Origin of the sequence: Carboxylicivirga agarovorans (genome assembly GCF_050589845.1) — a bacterium.
In the GTDB taxonomy this organism is placed as follows: domain Bacteria; phylum Bacteroidota; class Bacteroidia; order Bacteroidales; family Marinilabiliaceae; genus Carboxylicivirga; species Carboxylicivirga agarovorans.
Genome location: NZ_JBNGPA010000017.1, coordinates 67,100 through 92,367 on the forward strand (window position 1 = coordinate 67,100; position 25,268 = coordinate 92,367).

Here is a 25,268-nt window from a genome sequence, read left to right on the forward strand (position 1 = left end):
GATTCGCTCTACGCCTTAGCCTCCTCCCTAAGGTTAGTATATTGCCTGGTTACTTCATAGTCATAATCAGGATAATCATAAATCGGAATACGCTGCTCGGTTTCACCAATTGAGTACCCCCAGATACTTTCATAATCCTTAAACTCCTCACCCAGATCTTCCATCTGGCGTTGGTATTCACTAATGGATTTGGATTCAATTATAATCACCTTATCCATCTGCTTCATGGCAGGACTATGATTGCGGGTGTGATCCAGTTCAAACTCAAGAATTCGACGCCCATAACGGGTAATGCCTATCGTTCTAAATGTCAAACTCTTTCCAACCCCTGGTAGGTTCAGCACATTACGATCAGTTCCCAAAAACGGTAAACCACTCTCCTGCATCAGCTTGGCCATTTCCTGTTCAATGGCACCGGCGTCATTGGGAAATTCCTTAATGATGTCGTAATACTGCTTTGGAATTTTGCCGATCACTTTCTCTTCCATTTGCTCCTGAACTGCGCGTTCATTAGTGGCAAAATTAAAGCTGTTCTCCATGTAGCCTTTCACACTAAAGGTATAGTAATTAATAACGCCGATCTCATTCAATACTTTGCGAAGCTTGGCGGCATGCCCCCGTCTTGAGGCTGCTGTAGTAAAGACATGCTGATTAGTAACTGTCCATCCCGCGGAGTTTAACAACTTAATAGCTTGCCTTGCTTCAGGAGTAACTTCCATTGGCGACTCAAAATGCGTTTGCATAAAAAACTGCTTAATACCTATTTTTGATGCTTTCTTTTTGAAATCACCCAATATATTGACCAACTCAGGTGTTATACGCTGGGGCATATAGACAGGCAAGCGACTCCCCAGCCTGATACGTACAAAATGAGCATATTTATCACCATTACCTTTGGCCTTGTTAGCTTCCACTTTATTGGCCGCCATTTGATATACCCGGTCCAGTATCTTCTCAAGTGATTTATCCGAGCTCATGAGTGCATCTCCGCCCGTAATTAAAATATCGCGCAATTGTGAGTCCTTTTCAAAATAGTCCAGTAATGAAACCAGCTTTTCATCCCAGGTTTGCCCGGGCTTTAATTTATCAAGGTTAAAATTGAGATTACCACGTTGAAAATCATACATACGCTGGCACGAAGCACACAAACCTCCACACGCGCGTCCCATGGTATCAGGTATAAGAATAGCCACCTCCGGATACCGCCTGTGAATATTATGCTCATTTGGCAAATACCAGCCTGCCGCATTTGGTTCGCCGGGTTTTACGGTATCTTCTTTCTCCCATGCAACAATATTGCCATACTCATCAATCAGTTTCTGGCTGTAAATAACATAATGCCTAATAGCCAGGTCTGCTCCTACTGCAAAGTAAGGTACACGTACATGCAATAGTGACAGGTAATATGGATTCACAAAGAAAGGAATTCCCTTGCCGGCTGCTTCATATAGAACTTTCATGGTATCGGGGTCCAGCGAATTGTCAAGCATTTCATTTAAGAGATCGGGCGATCGCACAGCAAATCGCAAATGAAACAAATGATTATCCCACCAGTCAAGCGCCTGCAGATACTTTTGCTCCTTCGACAAGCCTTCCTTGAAAACAAAGCGACCATCACTTAATTCGCCCGAATCAATTATCCGGATAATGATCTTAAGTATACGTTCTTTGTTCTCTTCACGTAGTTTAACAATCCGTGGGTCCAAACCTGAACTCCAGCGATCCATCCACTTCTCAACCTGTTCTCGCGATGGGATAGAGCGCTTATATTCGCCTCTGAACTGTTTAAACAGCATTAGCATATCCTTGAAGAAAAAGGGTTTGGCGCCGCCAGTTCCGTTTGTGACAGCAAGCCATATAAGATGAATAGGATTACTAATGGCTAGTTCACCTCTTAAATTCAGATCTTCAAATTCACGGCCGGCATTATCAATATAATCTAAAATTCGAATAGCAGCAAAGTCTTTCCAACTCAGCTTTTCAAAGGCCTCCCTGCCATGGGCTTCACGCTTATAAAATTGATATGCATCCTTATTCTTCTTAATCTCATCAAGCACCCAGTTACGAACACCAACCAGAACCTCTGTTTCATTTCTGGCATTACGCATAATTTCTTCGAGTATGGGATTTTCGCGTAGCAATTGCCTGAGCAGCATGTGTGACTTAACAGAAATAGCTATACGGTCGAGTTGGTGATTGGATGTTGACATAGTACTTGGGGTATAAAGGATTAACTATTGGATTTGTTATTAATTTATTGAATATGTTTAACAAATACAAGAACCCTTTATTTAAATACAGCCCATTTATGACCCCTGCCGCACCAACTGTACCAACAACAAACACCAGCCAACAATCATCAGTAAACCTCCCAAAGGAGTAACAGGACCTAAAAATTTAAGACTAGCGCCTAATACCGATTGCAGTGACAACAGGTAGATGCTAAATGAAAAGAGGAATGTTCCAACAATAAAACTCCAGCCCATATATACCTGAAGGCGGCTTTCGAACGACAAGAAAAAACCAAGTATCAACAACACGATGGCATGATACATTTGGTACCTCACCCCCACTTCAAAGCTCTGAATTTGGGTTTCTGTCAGTACCTTTTTTAGTGCATGAGCACCCATTGCGCCAAAAATTACCGAGAGGCCACCATAAACAGAGCCTGCTATTAGAATCAATTGTTTCATATTATCACCAGCTATTAGTTGCAAGACTTTAGATTACAAAAGACTTACCATGTCTTTGAAAGAACGTTTGTAAGCTTTCTTCAGCATTATTACCAAACAAGCTTTAATGAAAAAGGTTTATAATCTGATAATAAGCGGCCGGCTATATCAACAGCCCCCCTTTTAGCGCCTGCACTTTCATGGTAAAGAAAACAAAAAGCAAGAGAGCATATTATAAAAAACACCAGGTCAAAAGCTCACAAGGTATTCCTTGCTGCACTTTTGACCTGTAGTACTTTTACCTTTTCGATGACAACCAACACATCACCCACCCAACGTAACAACTCCACAATCTATCACTTCGATCAGACTGCAATTCTCGTCACCTGACTGTTAATGGTGAAGGTTATTTTTACCATCGTTTATTTTTTCTATGCCAGATTAATTATCGGCCACAAGGTTATTATTGGCTTCAAATCGTTTTTGACGATCTTCGATAAATTGACGACTGTACTTAATTTTTCGTTCTGTTTTTGATTTAATCCCATCCATGCCTGCCAATTCATCAAGCATTGTATATGCTTTATCAAAATCATTTAACCAAATAGAACTTTCTATAATATTAAAATACAAGCCCACAGCAATTTGAGCACTAATACGTGCCTTTTTATTTGTGTAGTCTGCAGTCTTTAACTCCGATTCCCATATTTCAATCGCCTCCTTTAGCACGCTCAGGTCTGGATTTTCTTTTGTCAAAGCGGTTTCAAATATTTCAAACGATGTTTCATAGGCCTTTGTCAACTGACTGTAATCATGATTTTTACCTTTTGCATAGCCTAGTTCAAAGTTTCTTTGTTCGGTTGCATAGGCAAATTTGTTGGCAAGGAAGTATTTGGCTGAATACAGACTGCTTTCGGCACTATTCTTCTCAAAGGCTTTGATCTTCTTGTCAATTTCACTTCTCTTGACTGTTTCACCGAATTCTTCCTTTCTCCAATCTTCTGTGGCCGGAATGATTCCCTCATCAATCATTACATTATTTTGATCATATACCTTATAACCTGCAATTCGGCGGTATTCCACGACTGTTTCGTTTGCATTACCGCTTATCTCAGTGATACCCTTTTCTTTTTTTTCCTTTACTTCAAACTCAGCCAAAGCGATTTCAAAACGCGTCTTATTCTGCTCATCATAAACACGCTCTAAACCATCCAACACAAAAATTTTAGCCACCAAAGCATCTGGTAAACGATAGGCGCCAGCATTCATATTAGACATTGATGGCTTAAGCGGTATTGTTTCATTAATTAATACACGCAGCTGCTCCTTGAATATCATTTTTATCTCCTGCTTATTCAAAGAATCTTCCCTTGCATTATGAAAGTCCATTTCAAGAGCATACAATTCCATTTCCTCTTCATAACCCAAACTCGGACGAGCTGGTTTTTCGGGCATGGTATTATGAACCTCGCCCATTTTAATTTGCTTTTTTATCAGCGATAAGTCCTTGGAAGTGCCTATTTCGTATATCTGATTATCGATTTCAAAAACCCTGTCATAATACAGCTTAATATCAGTCTCATATCCACTTCTTAGCGCAGCTTTATTTTGCTCAACGGCACTTTCTTGCTCAGGAGTTTCTCCATTTTGATATACAACATAATCGTATTTCTCAACGCCAAGCGGATAAGAAGGCAGTTGCATAAACTTGTAGTAAATACTCTTATCTGCCAGTTTTTGAGCATTTAATCCAGTATACAGGAAGCTTAAAGCAATAATAATAAAGGTACAAATGTATTTCATAATAATTGAAATTTTAATATTCATAATATTTTACAATATTTATACCCTACCAGTCTGATATTGTTTCATAAAACTGGTATTAATTGCCCGTAAAAATCAATCGTTAACCTTTTACTTTGATTAAATCCTTAATCTCGAACTGATATTCTTTACTGAAATCTATTTTGAGCGACTCAAATTCCTCATCCATCACAAATTTGTATCCTTTTATGGTTTGGCTCGGCAGTGGCTCTTTACCTTTATATTTTTTACGATAAACTTTAATTTGCCTGCATTCATCTCTTTGAATGGCTACCAGGCATTCCATACCCTGATTTTCATAAATTTCGTAGTCGCTTTTAATATTTCTTAATATGCCCATTTCTGTAATTTATTCGTTACAATCATAATTCATTATTCCATCACTCTTCCCAGAAACTCAAGATTCTCACTGGCAGCCATCCCATTAGGATTACAACCGGGCTCACCCTCAGGAATTTCAATACCGAGGTCTTTATAGTGACGGATCCATCCACTGTGAAATTCGCCACTTGAAGGATCGACAAATGTCATTGGATTAAGTTTAAATACGGAATCCTGCTCAAACAAATGGTAAATATACTCAGAACAATAAAAACCTTCGTCGTCTAATATATAGGAGTAATTGTAGGGCTGCCCCAACTCTTGCCTGGCTCTGTCCAGAGCAGTATCAAACATCAATTTACTGCCATTTTTAATCCTGAAATGACCTACTACTACCGAATCTTCATTGGCCAGACAAAAATCAGCGAGCAGTTCTTTACACACACCTTTTACAGGAGCTGCATGATATACCCACACAGTATCATTAATGAGTTCCACTATACCCATGTGAGTATAGTGATGCTCCATACCCGTTTGTGTAACAGCATCAATTGCCCGCGATAAAGAACCGTTTAACCGCCCTCTGAAAAGTATATCACCTGTTTGAAACCGACGATGATTGTCACTATCTGTACATCCCATACCTAAGATTAAAAGGACAATAACAACAGATCTTACAATTCTGTTCATTTGCATGTTATTTGTATTTTGATAGGTTGAGTACTAAAATCATTCATCATAAAACGCAAAGCACTTACCCCTTTTTGTTTGATGTGCGGCAACCACTTTTCCAGTGGTTTTCCTTTCGCCTGACCTGAGTCATCAACCACCTCCAGGAGCACATCTTTACATTTAGCCCGCGACACCTCCAGTAGTAGTCGTTTTGTTCCAGATGGAATATCAACCTGTTCAACTCTGCTTTTCGCAGTTAAGTGCACTGTAATCATTTTATCAAATTCTTTTCTTTATACCTGTCTTTCTGATCAAATAAGGTCAGGTCCTTATAACCAGCCTTTATTTTAGCCGAATGCACCTCATCTTTCTTAATAAAATAGGTATCACCTTTCTTTAAATGGTGCACCTTACCTCCAATACAAATTTCCATTTCACCATCAAGCACGACACCCCACTGAGCCTCGTGCGCATGAGGCTCCACCTCAGTATCTTCATCAAACTCCATAAAAACAAACTGCTGATCGCCTGACTGAATTAATCTTGAATCAAGTCCTTCGATTGGTATATCGGCCATTGGATGCTTACTGATTATCGGCACATCATTGATCATTACCCTTTAATTTAAATGTAATGCTACAAAATTAGCATAATTCAGGACAGCTGTTCTCCATACCATAGTATAGTGGTTATGTATCTGATAATAACAAAAATACAAATCCACTCCCATTCACCTTCTTTATCAAAGGTCTGCTATTCTATCAATATCAGATCAAGCAAGACTTTATATGGTTTCTGATCTACGATCTTGGACTTCATCCAGGCATAATAGACCGAAGCATGTAAATCTTCCTGTTCGATAGGTATCCAGTCAAAACTCCCCTCAACCAGATCGTAGAATTGCCTGGTTTGAGCCACCGCAGGATCGTCAACTATCTGGTTTATTAAATTCAAAAACACCAAAACACGTTCCATCTGAGGCAGTTTACCTGAGCTGTACTTATGGCGCTGCATTGCCCTTATTTTATTTGAAGCAATATCATAATTACCCAATTCATATTGAATAAACAGTTCAAGCAGCTCCTTTTTAACGACCCATTCTATTCCTGCCACCTTAGCACACCATGCATTACTGTGCTCAACAGGCAGTAACTCCTGCAGTGCAACCTTATGATCCTCGTTATAAAAATGATAAATAGCCTTGTTGAGTTTTAAGTTTAAAACCTCCTCCGGCTTTAAACGCAGTTTTTGCATAAAAGCTGCATCAACCATACGAATAGCTTCATTAATATGGCCAGAGAAAAAACGCAATGCACAATACAGTTGTGTAAACCTTGGTAATAGCCGGGTATACTCTGTTTTAGATACAATACGCAACTGCTCACGCAGCAGATAAATATAGTCGTGTGCCTGTTTAAATTTTTTATTCCTGAACAGGGTATGAGCAATCATATATTGCAGGCGTGCCATATATAACTGATCATTATCCGATGGCTCATCACCCAGCTCAACTCCTTTATAATACTGTAACAAGAGAGGCTCAAAACCATAATAACTCTTGGAGGATTTGACTGCACTGCGGGCAATAGACATTAAGCGGTATACCATTGACGGACGACGCGATACCGCCCCGGTTAATTCATATTCACTTAAGATCTGCTCAATAACGGATTGTACATCGGTTGCCTCAACATCCCTTTTAGACTGTTGCAGGTGATAATGTATTATTTTATAGGCTGTATCTGCCCTATCGTCCTCAATAGCCAACTGCAGATAGTTTTTCTTACGCTGCAATACGGGCTCAATATCCTGCTTTAGCTGATGCAGTGGCATATCTAGCTGCTGACGGGCAATTTGATTGGCCATGGCATACTGCTCTGTTTTAACCGCCATCTGCTCTGCTTTACGCAAATATTTCCATGCCAGGGTATCAATATTGTGCTCACTCAAATAGCGGGCTAAACCAACATAAGCCGAGACCTGCGTTTCACTTGTATAGTCTTCGCGCAGCTGCTTTGAAAAGATATAATCAGTAACATGCCTCAACAGCTTTTTTCGCAAAGCATGGTAAGCCACTTTATTACCGTCGGAGTACAAGCGCTTTAACAAACTCTGCTTATCCAATGTATCCTCTCTGTACAACAGCCAAAACAGCTCCAGGTCCTTACGATTCTGCTTACGCTTAAGCCGGTTAATAAAAGTAGTGAACTCAGAAGCTTCACCAGCAGAGAAAGTTTTAATAATTTCAACTAATGCATCCATATCTTTCAATATCAATCAAAACTCCATAACGACCATACTTCAAGGCAATGATCACACCATCTTTACAAAACTAAAAGCTTAGCATCAACGGCACATTATCCATTCTCCACAAATAATGCTCAATGATTTATACAACAATATAGGTATTTTCTTTCTTTTTAAAAGTCCTTTTTAAAACTGATACTTTTAACAAACAAGTAAACACTCTGATATACTCTCCAAGCACTCCACTATCGCAAACAAAGCTTAAAGACTACTCATCAAGCATTTAAAATCACAGACCACACAAATCCCCCACAATAACAAACTAATTACTTTGCACACTTTTAAAAGTCCTTTTTTGATCAATTTTGGTTTGCCTTTGACTTGATACGGGTTGTAAGTTTACATCGTCAATTAATGAAAGTTTAACCCAAATCAGATGATCATGATTGAATTAATTAAGAAACACTGGATAACCACACTAGGTATCTTGTTTTTGTTTTCAGCATTTACTTATTTTCTCAAAATTGCTTTTGAAAACGATTGGTTTCCGACAGAACTAAGAGTGCTATCGGGCTTTGCATTGGGTATTACCTTGCTTTTTGCCGGATACAGCTACTACAAAAAAGAAAACGTCAACACCTGCCAGATACTGGCCGGAACGGGCATGAGCATTATTTATGCCACCTTCTCCTATGTCGCCTTTGGCGATATTCTCAATTGGCCCTACAACATCACCTTTATTTCGGTGTTGAGCATTACAGCATTAACTACTTTTTTAAGTTATCGCTACAATTTACGCGCCTTGATATTCATAAGCATTATGGGCGGATTACTCTCTCCTCTTTTTATGAAAGCACAGTCGCATCACGACTTATTATTATTTGCTTATGTCCTGATATTAAATGTAGGCTCCCTCTATGTAAGTATCTCCAAACGCTGGACCGAATTACGTGCCATGACCTTTGTGATCACCGTGCTAATATACGCCACCTACTTTGTTTATTTTGAGCCGGAAACATGGGGACGCCCATTCTTTTATGCTGCAGCTCTGTTTATCACATACATGGGCGGTATCATTTATGCTGCCTATGCCGAAAACGATCGTTTTACAGGCTGGAACCTGTATTTGAGCCTTATTAATGCCATGCTTTTCATCTTCTGGTCCATCTATATACTTGGTAGCTTTGATATAACATTTACAGTTCCCCTTTTAATTGTTGGAACAACGTTTATTGCTGCCTCTGTATTTATTTATTCCTTATCAGGCAAAAAGGTATTCCCATCCATCATATACACTTGTCTTGGATTGTTATTATTTGCCATTTCAGCTTCCAACATCCAACCGATGAGTATTAACGGAATGGAATATGTTATTACTACCATGTTATGGTTGCTGGTAGTGATCAGCACCTATGCCATTGGTCGCTTTGCCAAAGCTTACGAATTAATTTATGTGAGCTATGCCGCCTGGCTGATGCTTCTCATTTACTGGTTCACCGTAGCATGGGATGTTAAGTGGATTGAACTGTTTGGCATCAAATACCTGCCATTCCTTAACGCCGGTGCACTTACATGGATGGCTTTGGCCGGCTTTGGATTTTACGCTTCCCAAAAAGAAAACAGCAACAACAGTGGTTTAAGTACCCTACTGGCTATTGCTTCAAACATTATAGTGGCTGGACTATTCACCATTCAGATCAAAAACCTGTGGGTAGCTTATAACATTGACTTTATCAGCCGAAACCTGGCCATATCCATTTCTTATATTGTTTATGCCCTGCTGATATTCCTATGGGGAGCACACACTAAAGCAATCGCGTTTAGGGTAATGGGTTCCATTGTTCTTGTTCTCACTTCGGCTAAAGTCTTCTTTTGGGATATTCCGGGTGAAGCTACTATCAGTAAAATGGTGTTTTTATTAATAATAGGTCTGGTTACTTTACTGATTGCCCGGATTAATAAACACTGGCTTGAGAAAGAAAACATTGAAAAAGCGGCATTACCAACGGACAGGAAACTTAGCTCGACTCAATAATATAACATGAGTGTTCGTCAATAATTTCCAGCTTCTGCGTGAAGCCTCAATAGTTTGTTACTCATTATAAAAACTATTGAGAAGAGACTAAACAAGGCTTTCACACAGCGACTAATTAACCTGATATTAACCTGAAATCAGACGCATCACTTATATTTGTATGAGCTTGTCCCTCCATGAGTAATAAATAAAGGGACAAGCTCTTTATAATCTGATCACTATGAATACTACAAAAAAAGCCAACTGGTTACCATTGTTTATCACCAATTTTCTGGGGGTATTAAACGATAATTATCTGAAATATCTTGTCTTCTTTATCTCCACAACCTGGATGATGAAGGACAAAGAGTCCATCGTAATTATGCTGGCCTCCGCACTTTTTGTTATTCCCTACATTGCATTTTCACCGATAGCGGGTAAACTGGCGCGTGATCATTCCAAAGCAAAAATCATTCAGCGGGCCAAACTTTATGAAATACCTATTATGGCCATAGCTTCTTTGGGCTTTATTCTTCAAAGCGTCAGCATCACTATGTTTGCCATTTTCCTGATGGGCCTGCAAAGTTGTTTGTTCTCCCCGGCCAAATATGGCATTATTCGTGACATCGGAGGCAAAGAAGGCATACCTTTTGGAACAGGAGCTATGGAAATGCTCACTTTCATGGGGGTATTAATTGGAACCTACATTGCAGGTGTTACGTCTGACATCAGCCTGATTGACTCGCTTGCTCCTTATCGTACGATCATTGTTTGTTGCGCCTTAATTCTGTTTGCAGTAATGGGCTGGTTGTTCAGTTTAAAGATCGCTCCCCGGGAAACTGTGCCAGATGATGAGGAACAGACCACCTTAAATCCTGTCGCTTTTTTAATAAACTCATACAAATGGAGTCGCCGGATACCAGGCCTGAACAGTGTCATCATAGGACTGGCCACTTTCTGGGCCATAGGATCCCTGTTACAAATGAACATTACGGTGCATTGCCGCAATATGCTTGAACTATCCGATACTGCTACCAGCTCAATAATGGCCCTTGTAGCCATAGGCATTGGCGCAGGTTGCTATGTTACAGGTGTCATATCAAACAAACAGGTAAAAATGTATTTAGTCCCTATTGGCGGAACAGGCATGCTGATATGTGTGGCCTCCATTTTTATTTTTAATCCTGAGACCATTCTGTTTACAGTACTAATTGTGCTTACCGCCTTTTTTGCGGGTGTATTCAAAATACCATTGAATGCCTTTATACAAGATCGTGTTGAAGGACGCAAGCTGGGACTTATCCTCGCCTACAACAACCTGATGCTATTTACATTCATCCTTTTGTCTGCCGGTGTTTTTGGCGTGGTAGAAACCATGGCCAATTCATTGATGGTATTTGGGGCCGTAACTGCCATCACCCTTGTTATAACAATTGTTGCCTGGTTGCGCATTCCTGGAGCCGGCAGGATCAAAGCCTAATGATTTAACACTATGAAACAACATCATCCTATAATAATAGCTTTCGCCAGGTGCTTTTTTGCCCTATTACGCTTTATTTTAAGCTCCCGCTATCGGGTAACAGTCAAAGGAGGTAATCTGCTTAAAGAAAAAGGCGCCAAACTTATTCTGCCCAATCACCAGGCTATTACAGATCCGATCGTTCTGTTTGCTCATTTATATAAGTACAACTCAGCGGTACCGGTTATGCTATCGACCTATTATGATATACCTGTGGCAAAATCGGTCTTTAAGGCCTGGGGAGCTGTCAGGGTTAGCGACCTGGAAAAAGGAAGCAGGAACACCAACGTGCTTGAGCAAATCGTTGAATCAGTAGACAAAGGCCTGGATATGGGTAAAAACATTGTGTTATACCCCAGCGGCCAGATTGCCGCGCAAGGCTATGAGCGCATCTTAAACAAGCAAAGCGCACAATTAACAGTTAAAAACATGCCGGAAGAGGCAGAGGTAATTGCTGTGCGCTTTTCAGGTCTATGGGGTAGTCGTTGGTCCAGAGCATGGAAGGGTAAATCACCCTCATTTTTTCCCACTCTTCTGCAATCGCTGGGCCTGATAGTAAGCAACCTGCTATTCTTTATGCCAAGGCGTCGTGTTTTGATCGAATTTGAAAACATTACAGAAAAGGCCAAAGCCAAGAGTCAATCAGGAAAAACAGAATTCAACCAGTTCCTTGAACAGGTCTACAATGTAAATGGAGAAGAGCAAGCCACTTTTATCAAATACCATTTCCTTGCCGGTGCCTTAAAGCGTAAACTACCTGATGACATAGCCGGTTCTGATCAATCATTAAAAAGCAGTAATACCATCTCTTCTCAGCACATTCCTGATGAAATATTAGCAACAGTCAAAGAATGCATTGCTTCCATTCTGGAAATTGAGAAAGAATCCATTCAAAAAGAAAACTACCTTCAACTCGATTTAGGGGCTGACTCTCTTAATATTGTTGAGATAATATCTGAGGTAGAGAATCAATTCCCGACATTTTCAGCACCTGAAATCAATGAGATACGCAGTGTTCAGGATCTGTGCCTGGTGGCTATGGGCCAGTTTAAAAGTGAAAGTGACCTGAAGCCATCAACATTACATCATAACCTTACAAGCATCAAACGCCTTACGGTTGATGGGAAAAACAATGTATTACACCAGTTTATCGAATCATTCAGCAAAGATGGTAACGACCCGTTCTGTTACGATGCCATGCTAGGCTCTACCTCGCGCAAAGAATTCTTTTTGAAGGCATGTGTGGTTTCTGAATTACTTAAGAAAGAAATTAAAGAAGAGAATGTAGGAATAATGCTTCCGGCATTGCAGAGCACCACCCTGTTAATTGCAGCCTGTTACCTGGCAGGCAAAGTACCGGTTATGCTCAACTGGACCGTTGGCAAAAAGGTGCTGCTGCATTGCATCGAAACAGTTGGGGTTAAAACCATTCTTTCCGCAGGTGCTTTCGTTGAGAAGATCGATGAACAGCTGCCCTCTGAAATCAAGGAGAAATTGGTTCTATTGGAAAAGAAAGTGCCTGAATTATCATTGGCTACCAAACTGAAAGGTGCCATTAAGGCAAAACTACCAAAGCTTCTTATCTCGACTAAAAGCAAGCCCGAAACTGCTGTTATATTATTTACCTCAGGTAGTGAATCATTACCCAAAGCTGTACCTCTGACTCACACCAACCTGGTGAGTAATCTATCAGGTGCCTTTAAGTTGGTTAATATTGATAACAATCAAACATTCTTATCATTCTTACCTCCATTTCACAGCTTTGGATTTACAGTATTGAACATCATGCCTTTGTTAACAGCAGTTAAGGTTGGCTATACGCCAAATCCGACAGACTCCCGTGAAGTATTGCGCATCTTAAAGCACATAAAGGCCAATGTTTTACTTGGCACTCCTGGCTTTTTAAAATTATTACTGGCCGAGAGCTCTTCGGCTTCCTATGCATTCAAATCTGTCAGGTTTGCCATATCCGGTGCTGAAGCCATGCCTCCTTCATTAAAAGAGCAATTTGAAACGGTAACAGACGGAGGCCTTATCCTGGAAGGTTATGGCATTACTGAGTGCTCACCTGTTTTAACACTAAACCCACAAAAAAAGCAAAAGCTAAACAGTGTGGGACAGTTTTTACCGGGCATTGAAGGGATCATCCTTGATCTGGAGTCTCACCAGCCTTGTGAATCAGGAAAGCCAGGCATGATATATGTAAACGGACCTAACATTTTTAACGGCTACATCAATCAACCAGAGTTGAATCCTTTTGAAACTATTGATGGTAAGCAATACTACAAGACAGGAGACCTGGGGTATATCGATAATGAAGGTTATTTATTTATCACCGGACGCCTGAAACGTTTTATAAAAATAGCCGGTGAAATGATAAGCCTGCCATTTATTGAAAAGATCCTGCTTGAAAAGTACGGCAGTGATGAGGAGCAGGTACTGGCCGTTGAAGGAACTGATAAGACCACCCCACAACGCATTGCACTTTTTTCAACCACCGACATTGACCTTAACGAGGCCAATGATCATTTACTCAAAAACGGGGTTGCTCCAATCTCAAAAATACGTGAAACCATTAGGGTTGATGAAATTCCAGTACTCGGAACCGGTAAAACAGATTACAAAGTACTTAAAGCAATGCTCGAAGATTAAGCATGAGTCCCGTTATAGATTATTCAATGAAAACACAACAAAACCTATAACGGGACAACCATAAGAAAACAGTCATTACGAAGAAAGCGGAGTTTTCTTTCAGAGACTAATTAAGTTATCTTTGCGCACAATTTTTAGCGCCATAAGATGAACCAACATTTTAAAGACATAATACTAAAGGCCACCCGGGCCAGCGAGCTGTTTGAGATAGAAACCATACAAAACCTGTGGAGCGGCTATGGGAAAATTATTCGAATTGGCTTAAAAGACAGTGAATTTAAAAGTGTGGTTGTCAAGCATGTTAAACTACCTGACAACAGCCATCATCCCAGAGGGTGGAATACCAGCTTTTCACACGAAAGAAAGGTTAAATCATACAAAGTTGAAACAGCCTGGTATGAATTCTGGAACAGTCAATGCGATAACAACTGCCGCACACCTCATGTATTGGCTCTGCAACACTTAAACGACGAAGTACTAATGGTCATGGAAGATCTGGATGCATCAGGTTTCTCCGGACGTTTATCAAGTGTTAACTGGAAGCACATGCAGGCATGCATTAGCTGGTTAGCTCATTTTCACGCTACATTCATCAATCAAACACCCGATAGGCTATGGGACGTCGGCACATACTGGCACCTCGACACCCGTCCCGATGAACTAAAGATAATGGATGATCTGGAGCTAAAAAAAGCAGCTCCCGCCATCGATAATATGCTGCGAAATGGCAATTACCAGACACTAGTTCATGGTGATGCCAAGCTGGCTAACTTTTGCTTCAGTGAAGATGGTCAAAAGGTTGCAGCAGTAGACTTTCAATACGTTGGTGGTGGCTGTGGCATGAAAGATCTCGCCTACTTTGTTGGCAGTTGTCTGTATGAAGATGATTGCGAAGCTATGGAAGAACAAATATTAGGCTTTTATTTCACTGAATTAAAGACAGCAATTACCACAAAACAAGCAGCTGTTGATTTCAATAAACTTGAAAAAGAATGGCGTGAGCTTTACCCTGTTGCCTGGACAGATTTCCATCGCTTTTTAAAGGGATGGAGTCCCGATCACTGGAAGATTAACAGCTACAGTGAACGAATGGCACGTGAGGTTATTGCCAAGCTGAAGGAAAACCAATAGAATCATGAAACTATCACCTGAACAACTACATGAACTTGCAGACTTTGCCATTAAAGCAGCAAGAAGAGCCGGACTTTTAATTGCACAAAAAAGTAAAGAGCATTTTTCTGTTAACATGAAAACAGGAGGTGATAGTTTAGCTTCTCAGGTGTTTACTGAAGTTGATTTAGCCAGTGAGCAGGTAATTATTGAAACATTAAAACCAACTATTGAGCAATATGAACTAGCCTTATTAAGCGAAGAAACGACAGATGACCATAGCCGCTTTAAAAAGGACTATTTCTGGTGCATCGACCCTTTAGATGGTACATTGCCGTTTATTGAGCAAACAGATGGCTATTCAGTCTCCATTGCCCTGGTTGACAAAAATGGGGTGGCGCATATTGGCGTTATTTACAACCCGGTTGACGGAACACTATACCACGCGATAAAGGGGCAGGGTGCTTTTAAAAACAATAAACAATGGCTTCTGCCTGTGCCAGGTACAAACCTCACCTTAGTCTGTGACAGAAGCTTTTTGAGGAATAAGAATTATCAAGCCACAACTGACAAGCTACAAGACTTATCCCTTAGTGATATAAAAATAATCAGCCATGGAGGAGCAGCCATGAATGCCATGTGGGTGATAGAAAACCATCCGGCTATATATTTTAAGCAAGCCAAAGCAGAAAGTGGAGGTGGTAGCCTGTGGGATTATGCAGCATCATCTTGCATCTTTAGTGAAATTGGTGCCTATGCCAGGAGTTTTAACGGCGACGCATTGGACTTAAATCGTAAAGAGTCAACGTTTATGAATCATAAAGGGATACTCTATACAACTGATCACGAAATTGTTGCAAGCATTAAAACGTTATTGATTTGAGGAGTAAATTGGTATTGACATACCAAAGAACAATACCTGCCGGTCATTACTACCACTAAGAATATTATCCAGAATTGTTGATGACCCCATAAAAAAGTTGCCATAACGCGCCGAAAGCCCCATGTTCCAACCTAAAACATTAGAATAAGTCAGCGGCAAATAGACTCCCCATTTCCGCTTCTCATACCGCATTGTTACATTAGTTCTCCAGACATTCTTCTGAATCAGTTTCACAAGTTTGGTGTAATAATTTGGCCGTAACAAAACAGTTGTATTGACAAACAAATGAGGTCTGATGCAGTAGTCAACATTAGCAGCAATAGTGATGGGCAAGTTAGTTTCAAAACCACCTCCTTTTATCTCCTCGTAATCTATTGATTTTTCAATAGAATCCTTTAATGCTTCAAGTGTCTCGACCCCTCTGAATCGTGAATAAGGGACATCATCCATTTTAACAAAATACGAAGCCTGGTTCTTTGTACTCTTATGTTTTATCTTTCCAATATCAGACACAACAAATCCCAACTTATACCTGTATGGTATACCTTTCACCCCCATTAAATGTTCTGGCAAGTACGAATAACTCAAACCTAAATCCAAACCTATTCCAAAATCGCCGGATTGCTCAACAATATCACCGCCATCAATGGTTTTACTCAGACTCTCATTGAAGCCATAAGACATCTCCATATCTAAATGCGCAATAGACTCTTTGTCAAAGTTTATATCTATATCATCCATTTCAAGATATCCTGCACCCGAGCCATTAAGAATTTTAACAACCACCCCTCCCGTTAACCAGCGGTTATTATCTTTGAAAATCGTCGTTGACCATACAAAATCATATTCAACCCAACTACTTAACAGCGACCGGAAATACTCATTATTGATATCTTCAAAATACTCTGGATTTTCAATTCCCTGAAAGATCTTCAACAAATCATCATTCGACGAATTATAAACACCATCAGCCCTCACATTAGTACTTATTCCAAATGAATGTTTATCATTTAGCTTGAATGTCAGTGAAGGCACAATAAGCCTCCCTTTCACATAGAGCAATGATTCTTCTGATGCTAAAAAATATTTCAGGTCACCCATCCCAACCCTGGCTATCACATCCCAGAAATCAGCTGACACAAGGTTAAAATCCCTTATCAGCCCAATGTCTCCTGATAGTACATTGATATTCCATGTAGCGTCATGGCGGGTTAATTCAGCCGGCTGATTTACAATACCAATAAATGGCGTATACGGACTCGTATGGATCCCCGTAAATTCCTGGGCTCGCCCAACAAAAAACAGACAAGCGATATGTAATAACAGAAATAGACGCTTCATGGCATTTAAATTATCACTAAAATAAATGAAAATTATTATGGAATAAACCTTTTTAGATAACTTTATCCGCTTACTGAACTACAATCATATAAATGTTAAACCCTATCAGATATCGCGGACTCATCTCTGAAGCTAAAATCACAACAGCACGCAGCAGTGGTCCTGGTGGTCAAAATGTAAATAAAGTCAACTCAAAAGTCATTCTGCGCTTTGACATCCACAACTCACTGCTTTTATCGACTGAAGAAAAGCAATTATTGATCACTAAACTCAAAAATCGACTTAGCAATGACAATGAACTGATTATTAGCTGTCAGGTTAGCCGCTCTCAGTTACAAAACAAAACCATGGCAATTGAAACTTTTTTCAAGCTGATTGAAAAAGCACTAACTCCAGTCAGGAAAAGGTTTAAAACCAAAAGAACCAGGGCTTCCATTGAAAAGCGTTTATCAAACAAAAAACAACAGTCACAGAAAAAAGCCAACAGGCGAATGAAGGATTTTTAAGCATTGATTTCAATCGAAATTCAATGTCAGCCTCAGCTTATTAGGTGGATCTTCAACAATTCATTATTTTTGCACCCGTATACAAATCAATTAATACAACACAATGAAAGACATCACTCTAGGTCAGGGGCTCGAAAAAATAACATTCGGATTAAACCGACAGGAAATCACACAGCTAATAGGTGAACCAAGCGAAGTTGAGGCAATGGATGGAGACAAGGATTCGGGTGCCATGGAAGCCTGGCACTACGATGAAATGCACTTATCTCTGTCATTTGAGGAGGACTGTAACTGGAAATTAACTTCTATCACATCTGCATCACCTGAAGTTCTGTTTGAAGGCATTGACCTGATCGGCTTGAGCCAGGGGGAAGTGATGGAACAAATGGAAGTATTTAATTTGGGTGAATTTGAGTTAGAGGATCTGTCAACAGACATTATTCCAAATCAAACACTGGCAGCTAATCCAGACTTTAGCCTTAACCTGTTTTTCGACCATGACATTCTTACCGAAATTCAGTGGGGTCCGTTTTGGGATGATGAATCAGAAATGCCTATCTGGCCAGATAAAAACTAAGGCATCATATTATACAAAAGAATAGTGATGGGTAAAAACTCTTTCAGTTCGGCGCGCGCCACTTTAAGGGCTTTTCCCATTTGATTTTCTACTGTTTTCTCTGCAATTCCCATTTCCAGGGCAATTTCCTTATAGCTTTTTCCCTCAAAACGGCTCAACTCAAAGACTCGTCTGCACTGAGGTGTCATCTTTTCAACTGCCTGCTGAATACGTTCCAGAATTTCACCTTCAAGTAAGCGCTCAGCACTTTTATCCTTTAAAGCCTCATAGTTCAATTGCACATGTTGTTCATTGCCTAAATACTTATCCTGAACCTTGAGATGGCGAAGATAATTCAGGCACAAATTCCTGACTGATTTATACAAATAGGCACTAAGAATTGTTCCAACCTTTAAACTGTGGCGTTTTTCCCACATTTTTAAAAAGGCTTCCTGCACCAGGTTTGATGCCATATCCGTATCAGGCACATATTCTTTGGCATAAATAACCAACGCCGGTTGCAGCTGATTAAAGATGCTACGATACACATCTTCATCACCTTTTTGCAACAGCTTTAGCATGTCCTTGTCGACAGATATTTGCATAACTAGTATTCGCCCAATGTTAACCTAATGCAATTATAAGAAAAAATAAGGCTACGCAAGAATGATAATGCTCATACGTTAGCCTTTATAAAGGAAACAAAAAAAATCCATCACCAAAAACAGTGATGGATTATTATCTATATTAGTTCAAATGACTACTCATCGATTTTCAATATACTGCTACACATTATAGGTAGTACTTGCCGTATCACCACCTCTGCCGGTCCAGTTGGTATGGAAGAACTCACCACGTGGTTTATCCACCCGTTCATAGGTGTGAGCACCAAAATAGTCGCGTTGTGCCTGCAATAAGTTAGCAGGTAAGCGCTCTGACCTGTATCCGTCAAAATAACTCAATGCCGTGGCAAAGGCTGGTGTTGGAATGCCATTCATCACAGCTGTGGCAACCACCTTACGCCATCCCTCCTGTGCTTTCTCAACTGCATCTTTAAAATACGGATCAAGCAATAAGTTGGTCAGGCCTGGCTGATTATCATAGGCCTCCTTAATTTTTCCTAAGAAGCCGGAGCGGATAATACATCCTCCCCGCCACATTAAAGCTATCCCCCCATAGTTAAGGTTCCAGTTATTTTCTTCAGCTGCAGCGCGCATCAATGCATATCCCTGGGCATACGAAACTACCTTTGAAGCATATAAGGCATCTTTAATAGCTTTTATAAAAGCCTGTTTATCGCCCTCAAACTTTGGTGAAGGTCCCGACAAAACAGTTGAGGCCTCAACTCTTTCATCTTTAATAGACGACAAACAACGGGAAAAGACCGCCTCACCTATCAATGTTAACGGCACTCCCAAATCAAGAGCTGTGATACCGGTCCACTTTCCGGTACCCTTCTGACCTGCTTTGTCCAGTATTTTTTCAACCAGCGGCTCCCCATCCTCGTCTTTGAAAGCCATTATATCACGTGTAATTTCAATCAGGTATGAATCAAGTTCCTGTTCATTCCACTCTTTAAAGACATCATGCATTTCATCGGCAGAAAGCCCCAGAAGATCTTTCATTATATGATAAGCTTCCGTGATCAGTTGCATATCTCCGTACTCTATACCATTGTGCACCATCTTCACAAAGTGGCCGGCTCCATTCTCTCCTACCCAGTCACAACAAGGTGATCCATCTTCAACCTTAGCTGCTATTGACTGAAAAACAGGTTTAACTGCAGGCCATGCCGCCTTAGATCCTCCAGGCATAATTGACGGCCCAAGCAAAGCACCTTCTTCACCTCCTGAAACACCGGCTCCAATATAGTAAATCCCCTTGGCCTCAACCAGTTTCACACGTCTGTCAGTATCAGGATAATGCGTATTTCCACCATCAATTATAATATCACCGGGTTCAAGCAAAGGCAACAGAGCATCTATTGTCGCATCAACAGCACCCCCGGCCTTGATCATCATCATAACCTTGCGCGGACGCTCTAATGATGACACCAACTCCTCAAGTGAATAAGTACCTTGTATATTTTTATCCTTTCCACGAGCATTGATAAAGTTGTCTACCTTTTCTGTAGATCGATTATATACCGAAACACGGTATCCTTTGCTCTCCATATTTAAAACCAGGTTTTCGCCCATTACGGCTAAGCCTATCAAGCCTATATCTGATAGTTTTTGCATTTTTAAATCTTTATTTTATCCAGAATCATTAGACTATATAACATCTGATATTGACAGATGTTTAAAGAGATTCATCCACATGGACAAATTTATTAGTCAAAAGCACCTGCATCTTTCAAATCAAAAGATGCTGCTCTCAAAAAATCATAAGTTAGCAGGTCTCTACGACCTGCTTTTTTTGATATTCCGTAATCGTCTGATAAAGTGACGACGCTTGTAGAAAAGCACTATCGAAGGGATGTAAGCCACTACGAAGCCGAGGCTTAAAACCAAAATACTCAAACGAAGCATTCCCCAGTTACGAAGGGAAAAAGCCAGAATAATAAAACCAATATTAATGGCACCGATTATTAAACTGATCTGCAAGTGCGAAAAACCAAGTGCCAGCATACGATGGTGAATATGGTTTTTATCCGCCATAAAAGGTGAATTACCTTGTGCAACCCGTAACATGAATACACGCAAGGTATCTACTATTGGTACGATCAGAATAGCCATTGCAACCGCTGGTGCACTATTCATTGTATGAATTAAATTAACCTGATTATCCGGTTTATTAAATTCACTAAAGTGAACGGCTACCACGGCTACTAAAAAGCCCAGGATCAATGAACCGGTATCTCCCATAAAGATCTTCTGTCGCCTTGAAAAAATATTATAGTAGGCGAAGGCCAGCAGGCCTCCAACCAGCGCTGCCGCAAGCGTTGGAATATGGAACTCATCATTGATGTAATACCAGACAGAAAAGGATAACATCGTTATAATACCTGTAATTGCTGCCAGTCCGTCAATTCCATCAATAAGGTTGAATCCATTAATGATAAAGACCATTCCGACAATGGTTAACACCGTACCCCAAAACGGGTCCGGCTGCAATCCAAAGAAACCATGAAAATCGGTAATTTGTAATCCTCCAAGCCCCACTACAATCATCACTGCCACCAACTGCCCTCCCAGCTTAACCATTGGCGCTGTTACCAGTATATCGTCTTTAATACCAATGCCAAAAATAATAAGCAGGGCAGGTATTAAAAATGGAATCTCAATAAACTTAAACCAATCAACAAATAATGAATAGGTAAACAGAAAGCCAACAAATATGGCCAGGCCTCCAAGCGTAGGAATACGCATGCGGTGAACACTACGTTTGTTCGGTTCGTCAAAAAGGTTTTTCGAGTGAGCGACCCTCAGGATAGTAGGGATTGTTAAAAACACCATCATAAATGACAAAAAGGACGCAAAAGGCACTAATAACTGTATTATGTAACCGTTCATATATAATGTTTCAGCGATAATAGACCACAAAAGTAATAAAAAGGATGACGCAATGGGTAATATTCCAACTATACGTTCATCTTATGCTTTAGGTTATCATTTGTTATATTCGCAATCTAAAGTATAAATGATGAACAGAGCGCAAATTGTAAAAAACTTACTTCCAGGCTTTTTACCCATTCTTGTATTTATTGTTGTAGATGAAATATGGGGAACCATTTACGGCTTGGTCGTTGCCATATTTATTGGTGTTATTGAACTGATAATTGGCTATATGAGGGAACAAAAAGCAGAGCGGTTTATCTTGTTTGACGTTGGACTCATTATTGCGCTCGGTGCCGTATCCATACTACTTGACAACGATTTGTTTTTCAAGCTAAAGCCAGGCATCATCAGCCTTATAATGACCGGACTCATTGGTTTTTCAGCCTTTTCGAAACATAACCTCATGTTACAAATGACGCAGCGATACATGAAGGACACGCAGATGAACCCCTATCAATTATGGATGATGCAACAAAGCATGAAACGGATATTCTGGCTGCTATTGATCTATTCACTGCTTACCATCGCATCTTCTTTTCTTGAGAACAAAGCCATATGGAGCTTTATGGGAAGTGCAGGTTTATTTGTTGCAATGGGCGTATTCCTGGCCTATGAATGGCTCCGTAAAAAAAGGCAAAACAAGCACTATAAAGATGAAGAATGGCTGCCATTGGTGGATGAAAAAGGCCAGATACTAGGTTCGGCCCCCAGGTCTGTTGTGCATCAAAAATCGTTTCTTTTGCATCCTGTGGTGCATCTGCATGTTATCAACAACGGACATGTTTTATTGCAAAAACGCCCTGAGCACAAGTTGATCCAGCCTGGCAAATGGGATACAGCTGTGGGCGGTCATGTTACTGCCGGCGAAAGCATTGAGTTATCGTTGCAAAGGGAAACATCGGAAGAAATAGGCCTGATAAATTTCAAAGCAAGTGCCATTGGGCAATACATATGGACCAGCGATGTTGAAAAGGAAATGGTATTTTGTTTCATCACCCAACACAAGGGGCCCTTTAAATTTGATACAACAGAAGTAGATGAAGTGCGGTTTTGGCCCTTTGATGAGATTAAAGAAAACATGGGGAAAGGCATCTTTACGCCGAACTTCGAACATGAATTTAAGAGCTTTGAGCATCATTTAAATCAGAAAGCCCACAAAAATAATTAAGGCCCAGTCATTAATTGCTTATTTTGGCCAACTAAAACTATATCATATCACTACATGAATACAATTAAAAAAGCACTGAACGAATCTCCCGCCATGCGTTGGGGAATCCTCTTATTAGTAGGATTTGTACTATCTGTTAATTATTACTTCTATGATGCCTTTTCAACATTAAAGGATCTGTTAAGAGCTGAGTTTGACTTTACCAATAGTGATTACGGCTTATTTGTATCTTTCTATTCAGTTCCCAACACCTTCTTGCTAATGGCAGTTATCGGAGGTGTTATCCTTGACAAACTGGGCATACGTAAAACTGGTTTCATGTTTGTGTTTTTTATGGCTATCGGAGCATTACTAACTGCCTATGGAGCATCTGATTATTATGGAGCTGGTGGCATTGGTTATAGTTTGATGGCCTCATTTTTACCAAACTATTCTCCCGAATTAAAGATGATGCTTATTGGTCGCTTCTTTTTTGGCCTGGGTGCAGAAACAAGTATTGTTGTTGTTAGTAAAATATTGGTAAAGTGGTTTAAAGGTAAAGATCTGGCCCTGGCTTTTGGCTTAAAAGTTGGATTTGGTCGTTTAGGAACCTTTGCTGCATTAAACCTGTCGCCTGCCGTTGCCAAAGATGGAGCCAACCTGACGGGTGCAATATGGCTGGCTGCTATCTTAGTTTGTACAGGCTTACTTGCTTTTATGGTGTACATGCTATTAGATGCAAAGCTTGATAAGCAATTAGGAATAGTATCGGGTAAAGCAAGCCAGACAAAAGCATTCTCATTTAGCGATATAACCGGATTATTAAGTAACAGGGCATATTTATACATAGCCTTGCTTTGTGTTACTTTTTATTCAGCTGTTTTCCCATTTCTGGCCTTTGCTCCTGACTTTTTCGCTGACAAGTTTGATTTAACACTGTCTGAAAGTGGTAAACTAACATCTTTATTGCCATTGGGAACGTTATTCTTTACGCCCTTCTTTGGTTGGTTAATTGATCGCAAAGGAAGAAGTGCCACAGCTATGATATTTGGTGCAACCACACTTTTAGCTGTTCATTTGATATTTGCCCTTACCTATTTTCCACCACAGGCTCCTATCATATTATTAGGCATTGCCTTTTCACTGGTTCCGGCTGCCATGTGGCCCAGTATGGTGAGGCTGGTTGATGAAAGTCAAATTGGAACAGCTTATGGCCTGATGTATTCAATCCAGAATTTAGGACTTTGGGGATTCCCGATTATTGCCGGAATCATCCTGGATGCTACTAACCCTGGCAATCCTGAAGTGTCCGATTACACTGCGACCATATTAATGTTTGCGGCAGTTAGTTTATTGGGGCTGATATTTGCCTTACTGCTTAAATACGAAGACAAGAAAAAACACTTTGGTGTTGAGTTACCACTCAATAAAAAATAGCGAAGAAAAGGCCGGTAACTTAGTTTACCGGCCTTTTTATTAATCTCTTTATCTATTCTGTTACGACAGCATAATAATTCGTTCCAGTTTTTCTTTATTGGTGATGATCAGCTCGCGACGGTCAAAACGTATCACTCCGTCGTTTTTAAATTCAGTGATCAGCCTGCTTACCGATTCTTTTGAAGTCCCAATCCAGCGCGCCATATCCAATCGCGAGATAACCAGTGGGATAGCCTCATCAGACGATGTCTTGAACAGATCCTGCAGTTTCAGCAAGAGGTTAGCCAGGCGTCCACGAACGGTACGTTGCGATAGCTCAACCAGTGAGTTATACGAATTTTTCAGCTCATCACAGGTCTTTTTGATCAACAGATCGGCCAATTCTTTATTGGCACTAATGGATCGCTTAAAAGCGTCGCCCGGAATCCGGCACACTTCACTATCAGTCAAACACTCACAGGCTGTCACCTCAGGCTCATCGCCCAGTAAGGAATGAAAACCAAATAAATCACCCTCTTTCACCAGCCTTACAATTTGCTGCTCACCTTTTGAGCCAACACGATATATTTTTAACAAACCACTCTTTACAAAGTAGGCATGTTTCATATTAGTATCCTGCTCATATACGATCTCTCCACCTTTAAATGAAGAGCATTGATCAATGGCCTGATTCCACAATTGCTCATCGGCCTGAATATGTTTAAGTATACTGCTTAACGGCATGTTTGCTTCTTTAAAAAAAATTCATTCGTGGCAACATACAAATTTCTTTTAACAAACAACAAATACCAGCTTAAAAAATTACCA

Annotated in this window: 22 protein-coding genes; 9 read left to right on the forward strand and 13 right to left on the reverse strand. The window is 40.3% G+C overall.

Translation table 11 applies throughout. The features are described 5' to 3' along the window. Positions 1–8: 8 nt before the first annotated feature. The 8 genes from ACRD69_RS16060 to ACRD69_RS16095 form a co-directional block, all read right to left on the reverse strand. Positions 9–2,210 (reverse strand): KamA family radical SAM protein, encoded by a 2,202-nt coding sequence (locus tag ACRD69_RS16060; RefSeq protein ID WP_430816131.1) that lies wholly within the window; start codon positions 2,208–2,210, stop codon positions 9–11. Positions 2,211–2,306: 96 nt separating this feature from the next. Beyond that, positions 2,307–2,693: a DUF423 domain-containing protein gene (locus ACRD69_RS16065; RefSeq protein ID WP_430816132.1), complete on the reverse strand. Its 387-nt coding sequence runs from the start codon at positions 2,691–2,693 to the stop codon at positions 2,307–2,309. Between the two features lie 420 nt (positions 2,694–3,113). Continuing rightward, on the reverse strand, positions 3,114–4,475 hold the full coding sequence (locus tag ACRD69_RS16070) for a hypothetical protein (protein WP_430816133.1): 1,362 nt from the start codon (positions 4,473–4,475) through the stop codon (positions 3,114–3,116). A gap of 103 nt (positions 4,476–4,578) precedes the next feature. Next, positions 4,579–4,836, reverse strand: coding sequence for a hypothetical protein (locus ACRD69_RS16075; protein ID WP_430816134.1), 258 nt, complete (start codon positions 4,834–4,836; stop codon positions 4,579–4,581). Between the two features lie 32 nt (positions 4,837–4,868). Further along, positions 4,869–5,507: a YiiX/YebB-like N1pC/P60 family cysteine hydrolase gene (locus ACRD69_RS16080; RefSeq protein ID WP_430816135.1), complete on the reverse strand. Its 639-nt coding sequence runs from the start codon at positions 5,505–5,507 to the stop codon at positions 4,869–4,871. Then, positions 5,504–5,764 (reverse strand): hypothetical protein, encoded by a 261-nt coding sequence (locus ACRD69_RS16085; RefSeq protein WP_430816136.1) that lies wholly within the window; start codon positions 5,762–5,764, stop codon positions 5,504–5,506. Before ACRD69_RS16085 ends, ACRD69_RS16080 begins: the two co-directional genes overlap by 4 nt. Further along, complete coding sequence (locus ACRD69_RS16090) at positions 5,761–6,102, reverse strand: cupin domain-containing protein (protein ID WP_430816137.1); 342 nt, start codon at positions 6,100–6,102, stop codon at positions 5,761–5,763. Before ACRD69_RS16090 ends, ACRD69_RS16085 begins: the two co-directional genes overlap by 4 nt. 140 nt (positions 6,103–6,242) lie before the next feature. Next, positions 6,243–7,751, reverse strand: coding sequence for a hypothetical protein (locus tag ACRD69_RS16095; RefSeq protein ID WP_430816138.1), 1,509 nt, complete (start codon positions 7,749–7,751; stop codon positions 6,243–6,245). Positions 7,752–8,178: 427 nt separating this feature from the next. On the opposite strand from ACRD69_RS16095, the gene ACRD69_RS16100 reads away from it, so the two are divergent. The 5 genes from ACRD69_RS16100 to ACRD69_RS16120 all read left to right on the forward strand — a co-directional run bounded on the left by ACRD69_RS16100 (position 8,179) and on the right by ACRD69_RS16120 (position 15,914). Continuing rightward, entirely contained in the window at positions 8,179–9,771 is a 1,593-nt protein-coding gene (locus tag ACRD69_RS16100; RefSeq protein WP_430816139.1) for a DUF2339 domain-containing protein, read from the forward strand. A 220-nt stretch (positions 9,772–9,991) separates the two neighbouring features. Beyond that, positions 9,992–11,230: an MFS transporter gene (locus ACRD69_RS16105; RefSeq protein WP_430816140.1), complete on the forward strand. Its 1,239-nt coding sequence runs from the start codon at positions 9,992–9,994 to the stop codon at positions 11,228–11,230. A 12-nt stretch (positions 11,231–11,242) separates the two neighbouring features. Then, complete coding sequence (locus ACRD69_RS16110; RefSeq protein ID WP_430816141.1) at positions 11,243–13,921, forward strand: AMP-binding protein; 2,679 nt, start codon at positions 11,243–11,245, stop codon at positions 13,919–13,921. A gap of 147 nt (positions 13,922–14,068) precedes the next feature. Continuing rightward, positions 14,069–15,052, forward strand: a complete 984-nt coding sequence (locus tag ACRD69_RS16115) for an oxidoreductase family protein (RefSeq protein ID WP_430816142.1) — start codon at positions 14,069–14,071, stop codon at positions 15,050–15,052. Positions 15,053–15,056: 4 nt separating this feature from the next. Beyond that, on the forward strand, positions 15,057–15,914 hold the full coding sequence (locus ACRD69_RS16120) for a 3'(2'),5'-bisphosphate nucleotidase CysQ family protein (protein WP_430816143.1): 858 nt from the start codon (positions 15,057–15,059) through the stop codon (positions 15,912–15,914). Here ACRD69_RS16120 and ACRD69_RS16125 read toward each other — a convergent pair. Beyond that, positions 15,903–17,255 (reverse strand): DUF5723 family protein, encoded by a 1,353-nt coding sequence (locus ACRD69_RS16125; protein ID WP_430816144.1) that lies wholly within the window; start codon positions 17,253–17,255, stop codon positions 15,903–15,905. The two genes, ACRD69_RS16120 and ACRD69_RS16125, sit on opposite strands and share 12 nt — an antisense overlap. 92 nt (positions 17,256–17,347) lie before the next feature. On the opposite strand from ACRD69_RS16125, the gene arfB reads away from it, so the two are divergent. Then, the gene (arfB, locus tag ACRD69_RS16130; protein WP_430816145.1) at positions 17,348–17,761 is read left to right on the forward strand and encodes an alternative ribosome rescue aminoacyl-tRNA hydrolase ArfB; all 414 of its coding nucleotides are present in this window, start codon (positions 17,348–17,350) and stop codon (positions 17,759–17,761) included. Positions 17,762–17,864: 103 nt separating this feature from the next. Then, positions 17,865–18,338, forward strand: a complete 474-nt coding sequence (locus ACRD69_RS16135) for a hypothetical protein (protein WP_430816146.1) — start codon at positions 17,865–17,867, stop codon at positions 18,336–18,338. On the opposite strand, the gene ACRD69_RS16140 is transcribed toward ACRD69_RS16135, so the two are convergent. The 3 genes from ACRD69_RS16140 to ACRD69_RS16150 form a co-directional block, all read right to left on the reverse strand. Next, positions 18,335–18,922: an RNA polymerase sigma-70 factor gene (locus ACRD69_RS16140; protein ID WP_430816147.1), complete on the reverse strand. Its 588-nt coding sequence runs from the start codon at positions 18,920–18,922 to the stop codon at positions 18,335–18,337. The genes ACRD69_RS16135 and ACRD69_RS16140 overlap by 4 nt on opposite strands. Before the next feature lie 180 nt (positions 18,923–19,102). Further along, complete coding sequence (gnd, locus tag ACRD69_RS16145) at positions 19,103–20,557, reverse strand: decarboxylating NADP(+)-dependent phosphogluconate dehydrogenase (protein ID WP_430816148.1); 1,455 nt, start codon at positions 20,555–20,557, stop codon at positions 19,103–19,105. A 162-nt stretch (positions 20,558–20,719) separates the two neighbouring features. Beyond that, positions 20,720–21,832 (reverse strand): glycosyltransferase family 4 protein, encoded by a 1,113-nt coding sequence (locus ACRD69_RS16150; protein WP_430816149.1) that lies wholly within the window; start codon positions 21,830–21,832, stop codon positions 20,720–20,722. A 130-nt stretch (positions 21,833–21,962) separates the two neighbouring features. Between ACRD69_RS16150 and ACRD69_RS16155 the strand changes: the two genes are divergently transcribed. Further along, positions 21,963–23,045, forward strand: coding sequence for an NUDIX domain-containing protein (locus ACRD69_RS16155; protein WP_430816150.1), 1,083 nt, complete (start codon positions 21,963–21,965; stop codon positions 23,043–23,045). A gap of 54 nt (positions 23,046–23,099) precedes the next feature. Further along, complete coding sequence (locus tag ACRD69_RS16160) at positions 23,100–24,461, forward strand: MFS transporter (RefSeq protein ID WP_430816151.1); 1,362 nt, start codon at positions 23,100–23,102, stop codon at positions 24,459–24,461. Positions 24,462–24,521: 60 nt separating this feature from the next. Here ACRD69_RS16160 and ACRD69_RS16165 read toward each other — a convergent pair whose 3' ends face one another. Next, positions 24,522–25,184, reverse strand: coding sequence for a Crp/Fnr family transcriptional regulator (locus tag ACRD69_RS16165; protein ID WP_430816152.1), 663 nt, complete (start codon positions 25,182–25,184; stop codon positions 24,522–24,524). Positions 25,185–25,268: the final 84 nt, after the last annotated feature.

Coding starts and splice junctions, on each gene's coding strand:
- ACRD69_RS16105 (WP_430816140.1), top strand. CDS start 9,992: ATGAATACTACAAAAAAAGCCAACTGGTTACCATTGTTTATCACCAAT.
- ACRD69_RS16115 (WP_430816142.1), top strand. CDS start 14,069: ATGAACCAACATTTTAAAGACATAATACTAAAGGCCACCCGGGCCAGC.
- ACRD69_RS16075 (WP_430816134.1), bottom strand. CDS start 4,836: ATGGGCATATTAAGAAATATTAAAAGCGACTACGAAATTTATGAAAAT.
- ACRD69_RS16060 (WP_430816131.1), bottom strand. CDS start 2,210: ATGTCAACATCCAATCACCAACTCGACCGTATAGCTATTTCTGTTAAG.
- ACRD69_RS16090 (WP_430816137.1), bottom strand. CDS start 6,102: ATGATCAATGATGTGCCGATAATCAGTAAGCATCCAATGGCCGATATA.
- ACRD69_RS16155 (WP_430816150.1), top strand. CDS start 21,963: ATGAACAGAGCGCAAATTGTAAAAAACTTACTTCCAGGCTTTTTACCC.
- ACRD69_RS16065 (WP_430816132.1), bottom strand. CDS start 2,693: ATGAAACAATTGATTCTAATAGCAGGCTCTGTTTATGGTGGCCTCTCG.
- ACRD69_RS16085 (WP_430816136.1), bottom strand. CDS start 5,764: ATGATTACAGTGCACTTAACTGCGAAAAGCAGAGTTGAACAGGTTGAT.
- arfB (WP_430816145.1), top strand. CDS start 17,348: ATGTTAAACCCTATCAGATATCGCGGACTCATCTCTGAAGCTAAAATC.
- ACRD69_RS16080 (WP_430816135.1), bottom strand. CDS start 5,507: ATGAACAGAATTGTAAGATCTGTTGTTATTGTCCTTTTAATCTTAGGT.
- ACRD69_RS16140 (WP_430816147.1), bottom strand. CDS start 18,922: ATGCAAATATCTGTCGACAAGGACATGCTAAAGCTGTTGCAAAAAGGT.
- ACRD69_RS16095 (WP_430816138.1), bottom strand. CDS start 7,751: ATGGATGCATTAGTTGAAATTATTAAAACTTTCTCTGCTGGTGAAGCT.
- ACRD69_RS16160 (WP_430816151.1), top strand. CDS start 23,100: ATGAATACAATTAAAAAAGCACTGAACGAATCTCCCGCCATGCGTTGG.
- ACRD69_RS16100 (WP_430816139.1), top strand. CDS start 8,179: ATGATTGAATTAATTAAGAAACACTGGATAACCACACTAGGTATCTTG.
- gnd (WP_430816148.1), bottom strand. CDS start 20,557: ATGCAAAAACTATCAGATATAGGCTTGATAGGCTTAGCCGTAATGGGC.
- ACRD69_RS16135 (WP_430816146.1), top strand. CDS start 17,865: ATGAAAGACATCACTCTAGGTCAGGGGCTCGAAAAAATAACATTCGGA.
- ACRD69_RS16150 (WP_430816149.1), bottom strand. CDS start 21,832: ATGAACGGTTACATAATACAGTTATTAGTGCCTTTTGCGTCCTTTTTG.
- ACRD69_RS16110 (WP_430816141.1), top strand. CDS start 11,243: ATGAAACAACATCATCCTATAATAATAGCTTTCGCCAGGTGCTTTTTT.
- ACRD69_RS16165 (WP_430816152.1), bottom strand. CDS start 25,184: ATGCCGTTAAGCAGTATACTTAAACATATTCAGGCCGATGAGCAATTG.
- ACRD69_RS16120 (WP_430816143.1), top strand. CDS start 15,057: ATGAAACTATCACCTGAACAACTACATGAACTTGCAGACTTTGCCATT.
- ACRD69_RS16125 (WP_430816144.1), bottom strand. CDS start 17,255: ATGAAGCGTCTATTTCTGTTATTACATATCGCTTGTCTGTTTTTTGTT.
- ACRD69_RS16070 (WP_430816133.1), bottom strand. CDS start 4,475: ATGAAATACATTTGTACCTTTATTATTATTGCTTTAAGCTTCCTGTAT.